This window comes from Hymenobacter wooponensis (genome assembly GCF_004745865.1).
Taxonomy (GTDB): Bacteria; Bacteroidota; Bacteroidia; order Cytophagales; family Hymenobacteraceae; genus Hymenobacter; species Hymenobacter wooponensis.
Window position 1 is genome coordinate 828541 of record NZ_SRKZ01000001.1, and the last position, 16466, is coordinate 845006.

Annotated in this window: 30 protein-coding genes; 29 read left to right on the forward strand and 1 reads right to left on the reverse strand. The window is 57.4% G+C overall.

Annotated elements, in window-relative coordinates:
- The first annotated feature begins 122 nt into the window (after positions 1 to 122).
- The 13 genes from EU557_RS03400 (at position 123) to EU557_RS03460 (ending at position 6605) form a co-directional block, all read left to right on the forward strand.
- Positions 123 to 413: a hypothetical protein gene (locus EU557_RS03400; RefSeq protein WP_135528996.1), complete on the forward strand. Its 291-nt coding sequence runs from the start codon at positions 123 to 125 to the stop codon at positions 411 to 413.
- Positions 414 to 527: 114 nt separating this feature from the next.
- The gene (locus EU557_RS03405) at positions 528 to 830 is read left to right on the forward strand and encodes a hypothetical protein (RefSeq protein WP_135528997.1); all 303 of its coding nucleotides are present in this window, start codon (positions 528 to 530) and stop codon (positions 828 to 830) included.
- Between the two features lie 4 nt (positions 831 to 834).
- Complete coding sequence (locus EU557_RS03410; protein WP_135528998.1) at positions 835 to 1236, forward strand: hypothetical protein; 402 nt, start codon at positions 835 to 837, stop codon at positions 1234 to 1236.
- Between the two features lie 10 nt (positions 1237 to 1246).
- Positions 1247 to 1699 (forward strand): S24 family peptidase, encoded by a 453-nt coding sequence (locus tag EU557_RS03415; RefSeq protein WP_245326152.1) that lies wholly within the window; start codon positions 1247 to 1249, stop codon positions 1697 to 1699.
- Between the two features lie 10 nt (positions 1700 to 1709).
- Positions 1710 to 1937 (forward strand): hypothetical protein, encoded by a 228-nt coding sequence (locus tag EU557_RS03420; protein ID WP_135528999.1) that lies wholly within the window; start codon positions 1710 to 1712, stop codon positions 1935 to 1937.
- A gap of 64 nt (positions 1938 to 2001) precedes the next feature.
- Positions 2002 to 2418, forward strand: a complete 417-nt coding sequence (locus EU557_RS03425) for a nucleoside triphosphate pyrophosphohydrolase family protein (RefSeq protein WP_210115973.1) — start codon at positions 2002 to 2004, stop codon at positions 2416 to 2418.
- Positions 2419 to 2488: 70 nt separating this feature from the next.
- On the forward strand, positions 2489 to 2707 hold the full coding sequence (locus tag EU557_RS03430) for a hypothetical protein (protein WP_135529000.1): 219 nt from the start codon (positions 2489 to 2491) through the stop codon (positions 2705 to 2707).
- A 69-nt stretch (positions 2708 to 2776) separates the two neighbouring features.
- Positions 2777 to 3562, forward strand: coding sequence for a hypothetical protein (locus EU557_RS03435; RefSeq protein ID WP_135529001.1), 786 nt, complete (start codon positions 2777 to 2779; stop codon positions 3560 to 3562).
- A gap of 200 nt (positions 3563 to 3762) precedes the next feature.
- Positions 3763 to 4440, forward strand: a complete 678-nt coding sequence (locus EU557_RS03440; RefSeq protein ID WP_135529002.1) for a hypothetical protein — start codon at positions 3763 to 3765, stop codon at positions 4438 to 4440.
- Positions 4433 to 4705 (forward strand): hypothetical protein, encoded by a 273-nt coding sequence (locus EU557_RS03445; RefSeq protein ID WP_135529003.1) that lies wholly within the window; start codon positions 4433 to 4435, stop codon positions 4703 to 4705. The genes EU557_RS03440 and EU557_RS03445 overlap by 8 nt, the downstream gene beginning before the upstream one ends.
- Positions 4702 to 5484, forward strand: a complete 783-nt coding sequence (locus tag EU557_RS03450; RefSeq protein ID WP_135529004.1) for a MarR family winged helix-turn-helix transcriptional regulator — start codon at positions 4702 to 4704, stop codon at positions 5482 to 5484. Before EU557_RS03445 ends, EU557_RS03450 begins: the two co-directional genes overlap by 4 nt.
- Before the next feature lie 85 nt (positions 5485 to 5569).
- Positions 5570 to 5881, forward strand: a complete 312-nt coding sequence (locus tag EU557_RS03455; protein WP_135529005.1) for a hypothetical protein — start codon at positions 5570 to 5572, stop codon at positions 5879 to 5881.
- A complete protein-coding gene (locus EU557_RS03460; RefSeq protein ID WP_135529006.1) occupies positions 5859 to 6605 on the forward strand; it encodes a hypothetical protein in 747 nt (248 codons plus the stop codon). The genes EU557_RS03455 and EU557_RS03460 overlap by 23 nt, the downstream gene beginning before the upstream one ends.
- A 66-nt stretch (positions 6606 to 6671) precedes the next feature.
- On the opposite strand, the gene EU557_RS25390 is transcribed toward EU557_RS03460, so the two are convergent.
- Positions 6672 to 6803 carry a ribbon-helix-helix protein, CopG family gene (locus EU557_RS25390; RefSeq protein ID WP_167855074.1) on the reverse strand — a complete coding sequence of 44 codons (132 nt, stop codon included), beginning with the start codon at positions 6801 to 6803 and terminating at the stop codon, positions 6672 to 6674.
- Between the two features lie 54 nt (positions 6804 to 6857).
- On the opposite strand from EU557_RS25390, the gene EU557_RS03465 reads away from it, so the two are divergent.
- The 16 genes from EU557_RS03465 to EU557_RS03535 all read left to right on the forward strand — a co-directional run bounded on the left by EU557_RS03465 (position 6858) and on the right by EU557_RS03535 (position 16330).
- The gene (locus EU557_RS03465; protein ID WP_135529007.1) at positions 6858 to 7280 is read left to right on the forward strand and encodes a hypothetical protein; all 423 of its coding nucleotides are present in this window, start codon (positions 6858 to 6860) and stop codon (positions 7278 to 7280) included.
- Positions 7280 to 8137: a DNA cytosine methyltransferase gene (locus EU557_RS03470; protein WP_167855075.1), complete on the forward strand. Its 858-nt coding sequence runs from the start codon at positions 7280 to 7282 to the stop codon at positions 8135 to 8137. The genes EU557_RS03465 and EU557_RS03470 overlap by 1 nt, the downstream gene beginning before the upstream one ends.
- On the forward strand, positions 8134 to 8283 hold the full coding sequence (locus tag EU557_RS25395) for a hypothetical protein (protein WP_167855076.1): 150 nt from the start codon (positions 8134 to 8136) through the stop codon (positions 8281 to 8283). Before EU557_RS03470 ends, EU557_RS25395 begins: the two co-directional genes overlap by 4 nt.
- On the forward strand, positions 8280 to 8591 hold the full coding sequence (locus EU557_RS03475) for a hypothetical protein (protein WP_135529009.1): 312 nt from the start codon (positions 8280 to 8282) through the stop codon (positions 8589 to 8591). The genes EU557_RS25395 and EU557_RS03475 overlap by 4 nt, the downstream gene beginning before the upstream one ends.
- Before the next feature lie 210 nt (positions 8592 to 8801).
- Positions 8802 to 9092, forward strand: a complete 291-nt coding sequence (locus EU557_RS03480) for a hypothetical protein (protein ID WP_135529010.1) — start codon at positions 8802 to 8804, stop codon at positions 9090 to 9092.
- 25 nt (positions 9093 to 9117) lie between these two features.
- Positions 9118 to 9507: a hypothetical protein gene (locus EU557_RS03485; RefSeq protein ID WP_135529011.1), complete on the forward strand. Its 390-nt coding sequence runs from the start codon at positions 9118 to 9120 to the stop codon at positions 9505 to 9507.
- A gap of 27 nt (positions 9508 to 9534) precedes the next feature.
- Positions 9535 to 10341: a terminase small subunit gene (locus tag EU557_RS03490; RefSeq protein ID WP_135529012.1), complete on the forward strand. Its 807-nt coding sequence runs from the start codon at positions 9535 to 9537 to the stop codon at positions 10339 to 10341.
- Positions 10334 to 11527 carry a PBSX family phage terminase large subunit gene (locus tag EU557_RS03495; protein WP_135529013.1) on the forward strand — a complete coding sequence of 398 codons (1194 nt, stop codon included), beginning with the start codon at positions 10334 to 10336 and terminating at the stop codon, positions 11525 to 11527. The genes EU557_RS03490 and EU557_RS03495 overlap by 8 nt, the downstream gene beginning before the upstream one ends.
- An 11-nt stretch (positions 11528 to 11538) precedes the next feature.
- Complete coding sequence (locus EU557_RS03500) at positions 11539 to 11778, forward strand: hypothetical protein (protein ID WP_135529014.1); 240 nt, start codon at positions 11539 to 11541, stop codon at positions 11776 to 11778.
- On the forward strand, positions 11778 to 12428 hold the full coding sequence (locus EU557_RS03505; RefSeq protein WP_135529015.1) for a hypothetical protein: 651 nt from the start codon (positions 11778 to 11780) through the stop codon (positions 12426 to 12428). The genes EU557_RS03500 and EU557_RS03505 overlap by 1 nt, the downstream gene beginning before the upstream one ends.
- A 97-nt stretch (positions 12429 to 12525) precedes the next feature.
- On the forward strand, positions 12526 to 12900 hold the full coding sequence (locus EU557_RS25780) for a ubiquitination-like system serine protease family protein (protein WP_135529016.1): 375 nt from the start codon (positions 12526 to 12528) through the stop codon (positions 12898 to 12900).
- Positions 12897 to 13112 carry a hypothetical protein gene (locus tag EU557_RS03515; RefSeq protein ID WP_135529017.1) on the forward strand — a complete coding sequence of 72 codons (216 nt, stop codon included), beginning with the start codon at positions 12897 to 12899 and terminating at the stop codon, positions 13110 to 13112. Before EU557_RS25780 ends, EU557_RS03515 begins: the two co-directional genes overlap by 4 nt.
- Entirely contained in the window at positions 13109 to 13552 is a 444-nt protein-coding gene (locus EU557_RS03520; protein ID WP_135529018.1) for a hypothetical protein, read from the forward strand. The genes EU557_RS03515 and EU557_RS03520 overlap by 4 nt, the downstream gene beginning before the upstream one ends.
- A gap of 1 nt (position 13553) precedes the next feature.
- Positions 13554 to 13967: a hypothetical protein gene (locus tag EU557_RS03525; protein ID WP_135529019.1), complete on the forward strand. Its 414-nt coding sequence runs from the start codon at positions 13554 to 13556 to the stop codon at positions 13965 to 13967.
- 202 nt (positions 13968 to 14169) lie between these two features.
- The gene (locus EU557_RS03530; RefSeq protein WP_135529020.1) at positions 14170 to 14673 is read left to right on the forward strand and encodes a hypothetical protein; all 504 of its coding nucleotides are present in this window, start codon (positions 14170 to 14172) and stop codon (positions 14671 to 14673) included.
- Between the two features lies 1 nt (position 14674).
- A complete protein-coding gene (locus tag EU557_RS03535) occupies positions 14675 to 16330 on the forward strand; it encodes a hypothetical protein (protein WP_135529021.1) in 1656 nt (551 codons plus the stop codon).
- Positions 16331 to 16466: the final 136 nt, after the last annotated feature.

Below are 16466 nucleotides of genomic sequence, written 5' to 3' on the forward strand. Positions count from 1 at the left end.
TCTTTGTTAGGTTTTGTACCTTTATGGCCCTAGGCAACGTAACACGTTGTATGCCTTTTCTTAAATACAAAGACTAGCAAAGGCTCACAAAGGTTACAAATGCCAACCAAACATGCAACAATATGGCTCTAACAATTGAAGCTCCACAGACAAATACCACTCCTCTCTCCTACGGTGAGGAGATGAAAAGTCTTAGAAGCCAGCTAAATGGAAAGCCTTACTGCAAAGGAGTGAAGGATTTACTGCCTCACTTAACGCCTTGGCAAATCCGTAACGCAGTGAATGGCAGGAAGGAAGATGCTCTGGTTCTTTCAGCCCTGCGCATCTATGTGCACAAAGAAAAACAGGCGTTGACTGAGGCTCAACTGCGTCTGGAGCAAGAAGGGGCTAAGGTGGGGCTGCCAGCAGCCTAAAAAAATTTATCTGTCTTTGTTAGCTTTTGTAACCTTTGCTGCGATATGTTTGTAGAAACAAAACCTAACATTAAGACTAACGATATGTGCACCACTACCCCTCCCTCCCATCTGATGCCAGCCGAAGTCACCCACTTCGAAGTAGCTACCACCAGCAATGCCCCTGCGCAGATGTGGCCTACTCCAGCGGGTGCCACTGAGCCCGACACCTACTGCGAAGACGAGGCTGACCGCCTACAGGCCACAGTGGTACGCACCGCTCCTGTGCATCGCTGTCTGCGCAAGGCAGTTGCCACCGCCCTGACCACAGCATATGTGGCATTAGGCCAGGACTGGCGCAAAGAAGCTGAGGTGCATTACCCCGAACTATTCATTGAGGTACCGGGCGAAGCTTCGCCGCTGGCCATCATCCGCTAAGGCAATGGGCTGCTATCACGAACGCCAACGCCTCAACGGCCTGCTCTTCCACAGTGACAGCAAGTTTGCCACTTGGGAAGCCTTCGCCTTAATGCCGAGCAACGTCAACCCCTCGGAGTGGCAGGACCGCCTACGGATAGCAGAAACCATCTACGCTATCCGCTGCGGCAAAGAGCCTGAGCTAGCCCCCTTCGTCGTGCTGGCTGAGCTACGCCAGCTCATCTACAAGCAGACCAAGGCCAAGAATGCTGCTCGGGTGTACTCGCAAGCCGAGATAGACGCTCTGCTCGATTCCCTCGAAAACCGCTCCGATTGGAGTGAGCTACTGCGCTGGCTCAAGAATGTGCGCAAGGAAACCGAGAAGCGCTACCAAGCTAGCCGCACTCAACTACCAATAGCCGCTTAATCCTACCCCTATGAGCTACCTCAACGGCTACGCCGACCCAGACTACCTCCAAGAGCTGCCCAAGTTTCGCCTACCCATGCTAGGCCAGGGTGGCACCTACCGCGCCTTCGAAATTACTGGTGACTCCATGCTGCCTATAGCCAGTGGCACCGTAATCGTTGGCCGCTACGTCTCCGACTGGATGACTATTAAGGATGGCACGCCCTGCATCGTGGTCAGCAGCAAGGAAGGCATTCTGTTCAAGCGGGTTTTCAACCGCCTCAAAGACTCGGCTACGCTGGCCCTGCACTCTGATAACCCGCTGTATTCGCCCTACAGCATTGATGTAGAAGATGTGGTGGAAATCTGGGAAGCCAAGTCCTACATCAGCAGCACTTTCCCGATTGCTGATCTCTCCCTTAACCGGCTGGCCAGCATCGTGCTGGACTTGCAACAGCAGGTAGCATCCATGAAGAAGTTCTAATCCTGCTGCGATGAAACCTGTCCTCATCACCATCGCCGAAGCCAAGCGCATTGCCGCTGCCAAAGCCCTCTACAACGCCGAAGCCTCATACCGTCAGGCCTGCTTGGAATTGGAAGCTGCCCGTGTCGGCTTGGTCCTGCCTGCTAAGCAGCGCGGAACCGCCGCCGGGGAAGGTAGCCGCAGCCTAGCATTTGCGCGGGCCTTCGGTGAGCCAGTGAACATGCAGCCTACCGCCTAGAAAACAAACAGCCCGCAGGCCGGAATCCCGCGGGCTATTCACTCAATTCATTAACAGTGCAAAGATGCTAAACGCAGATCAAGTATCCCACATCATTAGCCTGCTTAAGCCCCAGGTAAGCAAGGAAGAGATTGAACAGGTAGAAATAATGCTCTCGACACCTGTAGTCAGTGGCGATGTGCAGAGCATGGCCTTCTATCATGCCGATGTTATTAAGGACGTGTTGACTGAGCGAGTTCGTCAGCATAACAAGTTCGGCTATCAGAATCGGCCCCCGTTTGAGTGGTTTCTCATCTTATCAGAAGAGGTTGGGGAGGTGGCCAAGGAGTGTGTAGAGATGCAGTTTAACGATGCCTCACACCCTCATTCCAATCCAGCGGCATACCGCAAGGAACTGGTCGAAGTAGCAGCTGTCGCCTTAGCCGCACTGCAGAATTTCGACATGCGGGCTTCTAGCCACGCAAAGCCAATTGGGCTATGAAAGTCGGACGCATCGCCTACGCTGGGCCGCTGGCCCTACTGCTCGTCACCATCCAAGCCACTGCCGCCAAATGATACGCCACCACCTTCCCGCCCCCACGCCTGAGCAAAAAGCTACCCGCGCCACTGCTTACTGGCTACTCGTCTTTTTCGGCTGCATCCTGCTCACCATCCTCGGTAGCTGCAAGATGGCCCAACCTAAGAAGGCTAAGCCAGCACTAGGCCTGCTACAGGACAAGGAGGTGCCGCTCCCAAAATACGGCTGGTACCCAAGTGACGCCCGCCCCTAAAACAGTAGCGGCGCTACCCCTCGGAAGGTAGCGCCGCCTAATACTCAAAGTCTTAACAGCCGCAAATATATGTCTACTGAGATAGAAAAACCGAATACCAAAGTAGCGAAGGCTAAAACCACTGTGAGCAGCCTTACCCTCGGCAACGCCGATGATGCGCTTACGCTGGCCACTGAGCTGCAAAAGTTCGTCCGTGACAATAAGCTGACCAGCACCATTCAGGGCAAGCAGTTCCCCAACGTCGAGGCCTGGCAGTTCGCCGGTACCCTGCTCGGGTTGAGCGCTGTACTTGAAAGCATTGAGGATAAAAGCTCTGAGGCCGAAAGCAAATGGGCCGCTACCGTGCAGCTGGTGAATGTAAAGACGGGCGACATCGTAGGCCGGGGCTTTGCCACCTGCTCTAATAAGGAGCACACCAAGCGCAGCTTCGCCGATTACGCTATCTGCTCAATGGCCCAGACCCGCGCTGTCGGTAAGGCCTACCGCTTGACGCTAGGCTGGCTGATGAAAGCTGCTGGCTATGAGGCTACGCCTGCTGAGGAAATGGCAGATCAGGAGACCAGTGCGCAGGTAGTAGACGAGAAGCCCCGCCCTACTCAGCCGGCCGCACAAGAGGCCAGCGCGCCGGCTTCGCCACAAATGGTAGCCTCCGAAGAGTCCGACCCAAACCGCGCCGCTGAAGACTTCTTATCGGTGGCCTTAATCATTGATCTGATTAACAGTGCAGAGACACTAGATGAGTTGCAGGGTATCTGGTTCGGAGAGGCTAAGCCTTATCAGAAGGAGATTGATGTACTCGGCGCTAAAGAAGCGCGCAAAACCCTTCTGAAAAACGCCTCCGCCCAGGCTGCCTAATCACTTGCCCCGCTGCCACCGGTGGCGGGGCTTATTCGTGCCTCTTCTAACTGATTGTAATTATGGTAGTTGTTAGCAGTTTGCATAGAGAGTTGCTGGGTCTGGAAACAGCAGAGCCAGTTAAGAACGCTGGTGAGTTGTGGCCAGCCGCACAGCAGCAAATACGGGAACGCGCCTTAGCTGGCAAGCTTTCCGAAGATATGCGCAAACAAGCGCTGTGGTTAGGCTTTGAGGTGCCAGAGTATAAGCCTCTCATAACCTTTCGATATGTGCCTACGCCTGCTCCTGTGCCCTCATTTGAGGACTTGGCACAGTTGGCAGCGGGTTACTTTGGTCCTGCCACACAGGCCCAAGTATTCGAGCTCTCCCCTAGCAACGGCCTACGTCGTTCGTATGATCTGCCCGGCCGTAGAGTAAGCCCTCAGAATTACAGCATCTATGCTGCTGGGCGGGTGTGGTATATCATAGGCCACCCCTTCGCCAAGTATGCTACCCTGTCCGAACGGACCGCCGCCAACAGTGCTCGGCGGGCAGCAAATGAAATGGCTCGGGCAGCCAAGGCCACTAAGCAGGCGCAAGCCGCAACGCCACCACTTTTTGCGGAATTCTTTGGCCCGGCTAAGGTTACAGCCCCTCGGTACACGAATGCTGAGCAGGCGCTAAGCTTTGAAACGATGCGCAGGCAAGAGTGGCTTACCAACATGCGTAGCCACATAGCGCGGGAAATCCTAGAAGTACGGCGGCGTCTTGCTGCTATGCCAGAGGAGGCAGTAGCGCGGGTATATACCCAGTGGCAAAGCCAGCGCCATGCTTGCGGCCTAGTTTATCTGCTAGATAAGCTATGGCAGCTGCAAAGAAAGGAGGTGGCCAGTGCCTAGCAAGACAACCCCAGCCCAGCGCGTAGCCGAGCTGCTACGGGAGCTGAGCACCCGGCGGCGGGTGTACCCTCACTGGATCGATAAGCACCGCAAGGACGCTAAGACCGGCATAAGTCCGGAGGATGCCGCCCACCGGATAGCAGCCATTGAGGAACTGATTGAGGATATGTACACCCTCTACCCTTCCCTTCGCCCGGTGGTACAGGCCAGCCTATTTGAGATTCCCCCAGTGCATAAGAACCCGCCTAGGCCAGAGCGACCATGACCACCGCCCCGAACCGCTACCACCGAGCCGAAACCGCCGGCGGCTCTACTCCCCCCACCCTACCACGTCGCATGTACCCGATTCGCCAAGCTATCAACCAAATTCGCGGCCTCCGCTCCGAGCCTAAGTCGGTGCTGGTGGAGGTGTGCGAATTGCATGAGAACGGCAAACGCCGGCAGTGTGACGCTACCAACAGCTACCTAGCAGAACGCCTCGGCATGACGGGTAAAAACGTTTCCCGCCTGCTCTCTGGCCTCGTCTCTGGTGGCTGGTTAGAGTGTGATGTATTCCCGCATTTGGCTAACCGCCGGCTGCTCACTCCGACCCCAAAAACGCGGGCACTGTATGTGCCCGAAGTAGCCGCCGCACTATCCCCAGTTCCGCTAAGTGGGGATACCCCAGTACTAAGTGGGGATACCCCAGAAGTGGGGATACCTCACCCCAGAAGTGAGGATAGGGTATCCCCAGAAGTGGGGATAGGGTCACCCCAGAAGTGGGGAGACTTGTCTACGACCAAGAACGACCATAGTACGAACAAGGTGGAGGGGGAGGCGCTTCGCTCCGCTCTCGCCGCCGCCGAAAAAAAAATACAAGAGTTGGTTACGGCCACCATCGAGCTAGCAAGGAGCAAGGCTCAGGTAGTTTCCGACCTAGAAGAAGTTACCCGCCAACGCGACGAGCTGCAAGCCTCAGTGAATGCCAATCGTTCGGCCGCGTCGGCTTCGCACACTGGGGGGGGCGCCGGCCGCAGCCGGGCACAAGTTTCCTTTCGCCAATAGCAAGGCAGCTACCGAGGCTGGCCTACGCGCCCTGGCTCAGCGCCTGGGGTATGGTGCTGCCTACCTGCCTCACTACCTCGCTCACATGGCTTTGAAAGCCGAAAACATGCCAGTGCGCGACGAACAGGGCTGGCAAAACTACGCCCAGCGCTTCCTGGAAAATGATGCCAACAACTCTAAAGCGGGCCTGATTACCACCCCTCCAAAAGATTCCGCCAATGCTACCGCAAACCTCACAGGCCGGTCACGTTCCGGCTTCCACAGCAAAGACCTCGATTTTAGCGACATACTCGCCGCCAACGCTTATCTCGCTTCTGCGTCAGGACACGGCGACTTACGCGAGCCAGGCCCTGAGCCTGACGCCTCAGAAGGCTTTGCAGTCGAATTCACTAGCTAAGCTCAACAAGGAAGGTGGGCAGGAGTTCGTGAATGCGCTCTCGTTTGCCCTGGCCTTCACGCTGAAGCAGATCAACGTGCAGAACGGCATCAGTGCCATGCAGATTTCGCTGGCCATTCCGCAGCTGCTCCGCCAGTTCTACTACCTGAAGTTCGATGAGGTAGTGCTGTGCTTCCGCGAAGCCGCCCGGGGCCGGTGGGGTACCAACTACAACCGGCTGGACCTGCAAGTCATTACCAGCTGGCTGACGGCCTACGATGAGCAGGTGCGGACGCCGCTAGTGAATGCCCAGGCTACGCACGAGCACGAGCAACTGAAGTCGGGCAAGAACATCATCAACCAGCTCACCACCGCCGAACTCGTGCAACTCGGCTACCAGCCCCTTAACGACTTCACCCGTCAGCAGGTGGCGCAAGAACAGCAGCAGCGCGAAGCCGAGCTGGCCAAGGTGGCTGCCATGCCCGACGACATGCGAGAGGTGGCTAAGGAGCTGAGCCAGCGCGGCAAGGCCTTCAAAGTAGAGCAGGCCCGCTCCATTGATGCCGCTACCAAGCGCCTAGGCCAGATGAATGAGGTCGGCTATGCCCAGCAGGTGCGGGAGTTGATACCCCGCCTCTCGGAAGCCCAGCTTAAACAGATGGAAGACGAGGCATGGGAAACGCGCAACAAAGCTGCCCTAGATGCCATCTCCGAGTACCGCCGTGGTCAAAGTGCCGCGGCATAGCCTACCCCCCAACCCTTCACGCTACTACCTGATGAGACTATGCAGCCTCTTCGCCGGCATCGGCGGCTATTTCTTGGCCTCTCGAATCAATACCTCCAACGTTGAGGCCATGCTTAGGCCACGTTGTTCGGATAATTCTTTGAGTGTAGCCAATGCCTGCTCAGACAACGCAAACGAGGTTCTTTTCTTCTTTGCCATTGGGAAGTGTGGTAAATGTGTGGTAACTTAGGCATAACAATTTACATCAAAGTTATGGCAAATCAACACACCGCAACACCTGTACCAGCACGTGAACTTCTTATGCAGATGTATCACGAACAAGGCTTGAGTCAAAAGGAGGTCGGAGAAGCCCTTGGCGTTTCGCAGAAGGTGGTTTTCGCTTGGCTGAAAAAGCTGGAAATCCCCGCTCGTGTTGCTGCAAAGCGCAATCAGCGCGGCGAAGCCAATCACATGTGGAAGGCTGGCGATGCCTCTTATACTGCTTTCCACCATCGGGTAGAAAGCTTGCGCGGTAAGCCTATGCGCTGCGAAGTGTGTGGCACAGAGGATGAATCTGCGAATTACGATTGGGCCAACCTAACCGGCAACTACCAAGACCCGCAGGATTACAAGCGCATGTGCCGCAGTTGCCATCGGCAATTCGATTACGCTAAAGATGCTACACCATGCGAGTAATGGACTTGTTCGCAGGTATTGGGGGATTTTCCCTCGCCGCGCATTGGATGGGCTGGGCCACCGCCGTCTTCTGCGAGTGGGAAGAATTCCCCCGCCAGGTGCTGATTAAAAATTTCCAGTGTGTACCTGCTGAAGACCTGAGCGCCGCTGAGCTCACCACCATCATCGATGCGTGGAAAGCATGGAAGCCAGGCCAGCCACAACCGACCTCCGTTCTCTATGGTGATATCTGCCACTTTACTGCCTCCGCTTGGCGGAGAGCAATTGACCTTGTTTGCGGTGGGTTCCCCTGCCAAGATGCCAGCCACGCCAGAACCCATAGCTCAGGAGGAAACCATACTGAGCAGGGATTATCAGGCAAGCGAACTGGCCTCTGGTGGGAAAATCATCGGATCATCCAACAGCTGCAGCCTCGTTTCGCAGTCGGTGAAAACGTCTCAGCAATCCGCGGCAAAGGGCTCAACATCATCCTTCAAAGCCTTGCCGAAATCGGGTACGATGCGGAGTGGTGTGATATGCCAGCCCATTGGTTTGGTGCCCCCCACCCGCGTGAGAGGACGTGGATTGTGGCTTACCCCAACGGCCTCGGACGGGGAGAAGAGAGCCTCATTCTCAGCCAAATCATTAGCCGGCCGATTCCACAGGCATCCCAATGGGAACCTAGCCGAGCAATATGCAGCACTTACGGGAAAAAGGCTTTGCCCGAGGCTTACGGAATACCTGATGGGATACCCCGAAAACTGGGCAAGCGTGGCGTAGATCCTGAGATAAAAGCACACGGCAACGCCATAGTACCCCAAGTGGCCTACCAACTCTTCCTCGCTATTGCTGACTGGATAGCCCAGTATGCCCCATGAGCGCTAACACTCAAATTATCTCCCGTCTCCGGAGCGAGAAGCTAGATGAGCTCCAACGCCTACTGCGCATCTACGCCACCGATGCCCAGACCGTGAAACTGATCAACAACGAAATCAAACGGCGTCAAGCCAAACTCTCCACATGAGCACTACCCCAACCTATACCGAGGCCTCAATTGAGGAAGCCTTTAAACTACTCGACTATGCAGTAAGTGCCAGCCGCGCTGGTGTGCTGTTGCACGAAGAGTTTGAGGACCGAGTAGAGCAGGCTGCCGCCCTGCTACGCCCCGCCACCGATGCCGCCGCGCTGGAGCAGCTGGCCCAGCAGCACCCGATTGATCTGCCGTGGATGCAGCCGGTGGCAGTAATTGCCTCCGATACGCCGGCGCCGACGTGCAGCCCGCTCAGTTGTGATGGGTGTGCAATGTGTGAGGAAGGAGGTAATAATGAGTAAGTCTAAGCTGATACAGACATCTGATTTATTGCCAGGCACTAAGCTTGAGTCCTCAACTAAACCCGGTGAATTCAGCACTGTTGGCGAATTCTACCCCCGTTTTCAGAACTCTAACGGCTACTGGAACACATGGGAAGTGACGTTGGCAGACCCTAGATACAAGCCACGTCTTACGCTTTCTGCAATCCGTCGGCATTACCGAAAACCTTAATGGCCCTACGCACTGCCTCCCGAGTCGATGCCAACCAGCCCGCAGTCGTGCAAGCGCTGCGGGCCATTGGCGCTTCTGTCCTCTACACGCATCAGCTCAAGAACTGCTTTGATCTGTTGGTCGGCTACCGCGGCCGCACCTTCCTGATTGAAGTCAAAGACCCCGAGCAGCCGCCCAGCAAACGCCAGCTGACCGCCGGCGAAGAAGAGTTCCGCAGCACGTGGCGCGGCTCTCCTTACCACATTGTGCACACGCCCGACGAAGCTATCCAACTCGTTACCGCTCCCTAACTCCCTACTGCTACGCTCTCTCCCTATGCCCCTTATCCAGGATGTTCCGATGATTACCGTATACCGTTCGGGCATTATCAACCTCAACGGGGAAGCAACCCGTCTGATGCACGATACTCACTTGCAGGTAGACTTGCTGCCGCCGGTCAATGCGCGGGCCAGCTGGCAGCTTGACCGCCGCGCTGGGGCCTGCTGTAACCTGCTCAAGGGAGGGCGCAACGGCAGCCACCTGCGCTTCTCGGCACCCTACCGTGCCGCCGAACTGTTCCGGGAGCAGCCCGCCTCCGTCACGCGCATCATCTTCCGCATTACCCCGCATCAGCAGTACTTGGACCTCTACACCTTGGCTGCCGAGCTACCCGTGTCCAATCAGCCCGCAGCATTGCAACAAAAGCCCCGGCGAAAAGCGGCGTAAGGCCCGGTCTGTGGGGAGATTTGGTGTATGTCCACCACTCCCGAACCGCAGTCTACTGAAGCCCCCAAGCTCACAGCGAAGCAGCAACGCTTCGTCGAAGAGTACTGTGTAGACTGGAATGGTACTCAAGCGGGAATTCGGGCCGGTTATGCCAAGAAGACTGCCGCCGCCGAAGCCAGCAGGTTGTTAAGAAATGTTAAGGTTAAAGCCGCCATCGATGAGCGGCTGAATGAGTTGAGCTTGTCCGCTGGGCAAGTCACCAAACTCATCAGTGACATGGCAGAAACCCGCCTCAATGACTTTATAACAGTCAAAGAGGTAGAGCAAGAGACCCGTGTTCCACAGCCGTTAGCAGAGACTATCCGTCTGTTGGAGGAGGAAATTGCATTTGAGGAAGAATACGCCCATCGTTCGGCCGAAGTGCTAGGCTTAGTCGATGAGGCCAAGGAAGATTACTTGGCTGATAAGCGCCGCTCCATCAAATGGAAGCGGCTAGATGTGCTGAAGCACCAGATGACGCTGGAGCGCAATCCTGATGCTTTCATCATGGTACCCGGGCCTCCTACCTTGGTGAAGCGCGCTGATCTGGACCTCGTGAAGATTGCCGAAGCCAAGGAAGGCAACCGCATCAAGTCCTGGCAGCCCTCGGAGTTCGGTACCAAAATCGAGTTCTACGACTCGGCTGCGGCCCTGCGTGATATGGGCCGGGTGCGCGGCATCTTCGAGAAGGATAACAGCCAAGCAGCCACTACGGCCGTCATCCACACGAAGACTGAGATTATCAACACTGGCCCCCCGATTGCCCGGTCAGAAAAGGACATAGACGATGTTTAAGTCTGGACGCCTTTTCGGGGACAACTACCATAGCGCGGCCGATACTGTCGTCAACCAGGGCGGTACCAGCTCGGGTAAGACGTACTCCATCCTGCAGGTGCTGTTTCAGAAGCTCTCGGAGCGCACCAGCAAAGTGTGCACAGTGGTTGGCCAGGACATTCCCAACCTGAAGGCGGGTGCCCTGCGTGATGCGCTCGACATCTACAACAACTCCGAGGAGTTGAAAAGCCTCATCAAGTCTTACAACAAGTCGGAACGCATCTTCGAATTCCACAATGGGTGTGTGATGGAGTTTAAGAGCTACGAGGACTCGCAGGATGCCAAGTCGGGTAAGCGGGACTTCTTGTTTTTGAATGAGGCCCAGGGCATTCCCAAGCCCATTTATGACGAACTGGAGCTACGCACCAAAGAGCAGGCCTTCATCGACTACAACCCCAACGCCGAGTTCTGGGTGCATGATGACATCATCGGCAAGTCCGGTGTGGAGCTGCTGATCAGTGACCACCGCCAAAACCCCTTTCTGCTGGATAAGCAGCGAGCCAAGATCGAAGGCCTGAAGGAAAAGGATCTGGAGCTGTGGAAGGTGTACGCACGTGGCAAGACGGGCAAGATTGAAGGCCTAGTGCTTCGCAACACGGTGCTCTGCAACTACGAGGACATTCCGGCCGGGGCCCGCTTTATCGGGCGCGGCATGGACTTCGGCTTTACCAACGACCCCACGACAGCCGTGGATGTGTACCTGTCCGGAGGGGAGCTGTGGCTGGATGAGGTGCTCTACGAAGAAGGCCTGACCAACCCAGACATTCACCGCCGCCTGCTGGCGGAAGACCCTGCGGCTACGCTGAAGGTGATGATAGCCGACTCAGCCGAGCCTAAGAGCATCGAAGAGTTACGGCGGCTCGGCTTCCGCCTGATTGAGCCAGCGCTAAAGGGCCCCGACTCGGTGCGTGCTGGCATAGAAATTTTACAGCGGTACCGCCTCAATGTCACCCGGCGCTCGGTGCACCTGCGCAAGGAGCTGGATAACTACAAATGGAAGGTAGACCGCACCACAGGTAAGCCTACTAATGAGCCCGTGGACGCCTTCAACCACTGTATAGACCCCGTGCGCTACGTGGTGCTCAACAAGCTACCTGCTGCGCTGGCCCCCCGCCGCCGCTCCGCTAAATCCTCACTCGTCCAATAAGTTCTACAGATATGTCAGAAGAAATTCAGTTAGAAACTCCTGCTGAGAAGGTTGCCCGCCTGGAAGAGGATTTGTGCATCGTTGGCATTAGTAGTTCCACGGGTATAGTTCTAGTTACTGTTGAGACAGAGGACGGTGTAGTAGAAGTGCGCGTAGAAACTCCAAAGCTTCGGCACCGCATCTTGGATGCATTGATTGATGGGTTGGGTAATAAACTTGATGAAGCACGCAGGGAGGCGGCTAACGCCTAATGCGCCACGAGCTTAGCCTTACCTCTGCCGATGGCACCGAAACCATCACCCTGCAGGTGCCGACCTCGTGGGATGATGTGACGCTGCAGCAGTACATCGACTACCAGTGCAGCGAGGAGCCGGCTGTGTGTCAGCTGGCCGGCATCACCCAGGCCCAGCTCGACCGGCTGGTGTATACCGATGCGGGCTACCTCATCAACCTGCTGGCCTTCGCTGCCGAGTTGCCCGACCCGCCCTTGTCGGAGGGCATGCGCGACCCGGGCGCCGCCACCTACGGGCAGATGGTGCTGGCCAATCAGTACATCGAAGAGCACCCCGACCAGCCGCACATCTTCTACGCGCCCTACCTGTACGCGCTCTACCGCACCCGCGAGGTGTACGGGCGCAATGACCAGGGCAAGGAGGAGCAAATGCGCCAGGCCATTCTGCAGCAGCCCGTAGGCCAGTGCCTGAGCGACGTGCTTTTTATCTACGCGGGGTGGTTGACTTCCATGAGCGCCACTCCGCAGGTCCCGAAGACGCTGCCGAGCCAGACGATGACGAGTTGGAAGCCGGACTGGAAGAACTGGGGGAGCGTTTTGGCCCGCTGCTTACCGTCGATGCGCTCAGCAGCGCCTTCCGCTGCTCCTGGGCCGACCTCTACGCCCTGAGCGCCGATACCGTGTACCGCAAGCTGCGAGTAGAGCAGGCCAAAGCGGCTTACCAGCGCAGGCTAGCCAAGATTCACCGAGAGAAAACCAAGTAGTTATGAGCAATTCAGTACTCAAGCCCATCGAAAATGATCCAGGCGTTTACCGCTTTAACTGCCCTGGGTGCAATCATGACCACTATGTAAACACTGTTACAGCCAATGGCAATGGTGCAAAGTGGAGCTACAACGGCAACCCTGAGCGGCCAACATTTAGCCCAAGCTTACTCATTCGTAGTGGGCACTTCATTCCTGGCTATAGTGGTCGGTGCTGGTGCGACTATAACCGTGAGCACCCAGACGACCCAGCGCCCGCAAGCGTCTGCTGTTACATCTGCCACTCCTTTGTTCGGGATGGGCAGATTCAATTCCTGAGTGACTGCACTCACGCGCTGGCTGGGCAAACTGTGCCACTGCAGCCCTATGACGCATGAGCCGCCGGTACCGCGACCCGCCTAGGCCCTGCGGTAAGAAGAAGCTCAGCGAGAGCAAAGCGCATGGCGTGGTAGAACGCGCCCGCCGCAGCCCCTCCGATCGTCGCCATGAAATCCGGGTGTACTTCTGCCGAGGCTGTGACGCCTGGCATACCAGCAGTGCCCCCTTCACCACCGCCGCCCAACGCCGGGCATTACGAGAGCAAGCATGACCGAATTAACTCAACTCTATACCGTGGCAGAGCACGGCTTTGGCGACTGCCTACGCACTGCTTTTGCGTGCATCCTAGACAAGCAGCACCCGTCAGAGATACCCATGTTCACTTTCGAGGAAGACGGAACGCCTACGGGCCCAGATTGGGGCCTGAAAATGATGCGTTGGTTTCGAGAGCAAGGGTATGAATGGGACACCATAGACCTGAAAGCCGTGCGCCAAGGCCGCGAAATGGCACCAGGCACACTTGAAATGCTCGATGGGTATTGGGTGGCATCGGGCCTTTCTCCGCGCTTCTATCCAGATGGCAGCATCATGCACCATGCAGTAGTAGGCTTTGGCCGGGACATGCAAATAGTGCACGATCCGCACCCCTTGCGCACTGGCTTACGCGGCTTGCCAGAAACAGCCTATTGCTTGACCCCTATTCAGAAGTAGCATGACCCACGCCGAAATCGTCGCCTACCTCGAAGCCCAGGCTCTGGCCGCCGGGGCCGCTTCCTTCTGGCATGGCAAGCAGGCCCAGGCCGATATCAACTACAACGCCGCATTTCCCCAGGCGCACCTGTTTCTGATGCCCAGCCGCATCAAGGGCAACACCATCACTACGCAGGTGGCTATGTGCTTCTACGGCAAGGATGAGCACGAAAACGGCTCGGCTGACTCCGTGTTCATTCAAGATGCCATGGATAAGCTCACCCAGAAGTTTCACGGTCTACTGGCCTCGGAAGAGGATGCCGACGTGGCACTAGTCGATGATGCTATGGACCGCACCCCCGTGCTTCGGAAGGGCGCGGCCATCGGTACAGGCTACCTGGTCAACTTCACCCTGCACAGTCTCGTGGTATGCTAAGCACTCCTGAACAGCATCGGGCCCTTTTCTTAGAAATAGCGGCAGAAATGACACCCGAGCGATTGGCTGAAGCACTAAAGCCAATAGAGCTGCCTCCTATTTCCATAGAGTTATCGCAAGCAGATAAACAGCGAGACAATGATTTGCTTAACAGGCTGATGTATTCGGCTATTGTCATTCGCCCTGAAATACCAACACCACCATGCTAGCCAGTGCCGAGGCGACCTTTGCCAAGTCCATGCCCGAACTGGTAGAGCTGACCATTGAAGCCCTGAAGTCACACCCGCAGCCGCCGTACGGCAAGCCTGCCTATGCCAGTGGCCGCACGGCCCAGCAGATTCGGGAAGAGCACGGCGACGATTTCGGCCAGGTACTGGGCCCCGCCCACATGCAGACCCTGCTCACCGGCCGCGGGCCTACCCGGGGTGGCGGTAGTGCCGGCGGCGACCCGTTGCATACCATTCTGGAGCAGTGGGCTCAGGACAAGGGTCTACAGCTACGAGATGGTATGACCTTCAAACAGTTCGGCTACGCCGCTGCCTACAACATTCACAAGCAGGGCACGGCGCTCTACCGGCTCAAGCAGCCTTCTGGCCTACTGGATAAGGTGCTGACGACTGATTTTCTCAACACCCTCAAAGCCCGCATTGCCGCGGGCGAAATGGTGGCCATTGCCACCGAACTACGCACCGTCTTAGCTGCCTGATATGGCCCTGAAGCGCATTTATGAAGCATACACCGAGGTTTCGCGGCAAGATGATCCGCAAAACCCGGGCGTGTATACCATTCAGTACGAGTACACCTACTCCTTCTGGGATGACGTAGCCAAGGCCGTAGAGGCGGGCACGCAACCCTCCAGCTATATGGGGGGCTACGCCGGAGCTCCGCCCGAGCCGCAGGCCTACAGCTGGCCCACCGATACTCCGCTGGATGCCTACACGGTACCCACCGACCCCGCCGCAGCGGGCTACGTGGCACAGTACGCTGGGCAGTACGTGACGGTGTACCATGACGGAGCGGGCGGCGTCACCTATGCGCCAGCGGATGTATGCGACCTGGCCATTAAGAACATTCGGCCCCAAGCCCCAAGCGGCCCAGGCGCGCCTGGCTCGGTATCGTTCGAGGCCACCACCTCGGCGGCCACCGTTACGGTCAACGTGCACGAGGCGGCTAGTGGCGCGTTTGTGCTCTCGCTGTTTCAAGTAGCCCCCGGCTTGCTCGGCACGAACCTAGCGCCGGGTAACTACGCCTTGCGCGTGCAGGATGCGCAGGGCTGCCAACTCGGCATCAGCCCCGAAATCCTGTTCACGGTGCCTACTGCGCCCGCGCTGGTGGTGCTGGGCTGCATGGATGAAGAGGCCACCAACTACAACCCGCTGGCCACCGAAGACAACGGTACCTGCCGCTACGCGCCCCGCTGGGTAGGCGCGTGGAGCCCCGAGGGCGTGAAGGTAACGGTAGCCCCGGCTGGTGACCCGCTGCCCGCCTACCTCAGCGCTGAGCTACTGGCCGGCTACCCCGTAGGCCACCCATTGGCTGCTAGCAGGCCACTGGTGCGCGTGGCGCTGTTACGGGCTACCGTAGCGCCTTCGGGGCTGGCCACGTTCGATCTGGCCCCGTATCTGCGCGCTGAGCTTGGCAGCCTGCAGCAGGGTGCCCGGCGGCTGGACCTGAACAGCGCCACCGCGCATACGTCCGATCTGTTCGTGGGCTTCCAGCTGCTGGTAGGCGGCGCTTCCGTGGCCAAGGGCTATGCGCTGAACTCAGCACTGGACGAAGTGACGCTGGAGCTGCTGCGTGGTAGTGACTTGCCGCTGTCGCCGTTCGGCAAGACGCTGCCCGTGTGGGGCGGGTATGATTTTCCAGTGTATGCGCTGGATGAAGACCCGAGCGGCCGCTTTGGGCTGGTTACGCCGCGGCCCGCGGCCAATGACGGCACCAAGGATATTCGCGTAGTGAACCTGCCGTGCCCACGCTACGGGCTACCGGTGGCGTGGCTGGCCCCAGGAGGTGGCTTCGGCTACTGGGTATTTGCCGGAAATCACGCCCTGGGTGATGAGGTAGGCGAAGGTCAGAGCTACTTGGAGGCTACCACCCAGCAGCTGCGCTACAGCAGCCGCACAGCGTCTCGGCAAGTCGTAGAGGCCAGCAGCGGCGTGTTTAGCCAGCGCGCCCTAGCGGAGGGCCTGCGTACGTTGCGGCGCTCGGTGCAGGCCTGGTACCAGCCCGAGGGGCCGGGTACTACCTGGGTGCCCATTACGCTGAAGGGCGGCAGCTTTCCCGCTTACCGCGAAGGGCGCAACCGCTATGAGGCCACTATCCAATTCACCGAGGCTGTGCCTCAGTACGTGCAAGGGCAATGAAACGACTGAACAGCGAAACAGCCTACCCAGGTTTGCCCACATTCAAGATGAAACGGGGCTACGTGAACGGAAACCTCATTCTCCGAATAGTTATGCGCAAAATGATGCGTGTAATGATCGAAGATTTAAAGCGCAT